The sequence below is a fragment of the Oleiphilus sp. HI0086 genome, assembly GCF_001635225.1.
Genome location: NZ_LWFZ01000916.1, coordinates 1 through 1,352, shown reverse-complemented (window position 1 = coordinate 1,352; position 1,352 = coordinate 1). Strand labels below are relative to the sequence as shown.

Genomic DNA, 1,352 nt, shown 5'->3' with positions numbered 1-1,352 from the left:
GTACACCTACCTGACGAGACAAAAGGATGTGCTCACGAGTCTGAGGCATAGGACCATCAGTCGCACCACAAACCAAGATAGCACCATCCATCTGAGCAGCACCTGTGATCATGTTTTTAACATAATCGGCGTGCCCTGGGCAGTCAACGTGAGCGTAGTGACGATCAGTTGAATCATACTCAACGTGAGACGTCGCGATAGTGATACCACGCTCTCTTTCCTCTGGTGCATTATCGATGTTTGCGAAATCAACCTTCTCACCACCGAATACTTCTGCACATACACGCGTTAGCGCTGCTGTCAAAGTTGTTTTACCATGGTCAACGTGACCAATAGTACCTACGTTAACGTGCGGTTTATTACGTTCAAATTTTTCTTTAGCCACGGTTACACCCCTTTTTCTATGCTACCGACTTTAGTTTAATTAAGACTACGATTTATTAATAATCACTTCTGCAACCGCTTTTGGCGCTTCTGAATAAGTCAAAAACTCCATCGCGTAGGTTGCGCGACCCTGTGTTGCGGATCGCAAATCTGTTGCGTATCCGAACATTTCAGATAAGGGAACTTCAGCATTAACCACCTTACCAGCGGCGCTCTCTTCCATACCCTGTATGAGACCTCGGCGACGATTTAAGTCACCAACCACATCTCCCATATTCTCTTCTGGCGTTACCACTTCAACCTTCATAACCGGCTCAAGCAATACCGCACCACCTTCTGATGCCAACTTTTTAGTCGCCATACTAGCAGCAATTTTAAATGCCATTTCATTAGAGTCGACATCATGAAAAGAGCCGTCATAGAGCGTCGCCTTCAAACCTAGCAACGGATAACCAGCCAGAATACCGTTTTGCATCTGCTCTGCGATACCCTTTTCAACTGCCGGGATAAACTCACGCGGCACAGCACCACCAACAATCTCATTTACAAACTCTAAACCTTCTTCGCCATCCGCTAAGGGCTCAAACTTAAGCCAAACATGCCCATACTGACCACGCCCACCTGACTGACGAACAAATTTACCTTCAATATCACTAATATTTTTAATCGCTTCACGGTAAGCCACCTGCGGCTTACCAATATTTGCCTCAACACTGAACTCACGCTTCATGCGATCAACGATGATATCCAGGTGCAATTCGCCCATTCCGGAGATAATCGTCTGGCCCGTCTCTTCATCGGTTTTTACTCTAAACGAAGGATCTTCCTGCGCAAGCTTACCTAGGGCAACACCCATCTTTTCCTGGTCTGCCTGCGTACGAGGCTCCACTGCAACCGAAATTACAGGCTCTGGAAACTCCATACGCTCAAGCGTAATCTTGTTCTCAATATTACATAGCGTTTCGCCA

1 protein-coding gene and 1 pseudogene are annotated in these 1,352 nt (G+C 46.6%); both read right to left on the bottom strand.

The window, feature by feature from the left end; genetic code table 11:
* Nucleotides 1-385: GTP-binding protein (locus tag A3756_RS16505; RefSeq protein ID WP_197473060.1), on the bottom strand; the 385-nt coding region annotated here is incomplete at its 3' end.
* Nucleotides 386-430: 45 nt separating this feature from the next.
* Nucleotides 431-1,352 (bottom strand): annotated as a pseudogene (fusA, locus tag A3756_RS16500) (elongation factor G); the annotation flags it as partial.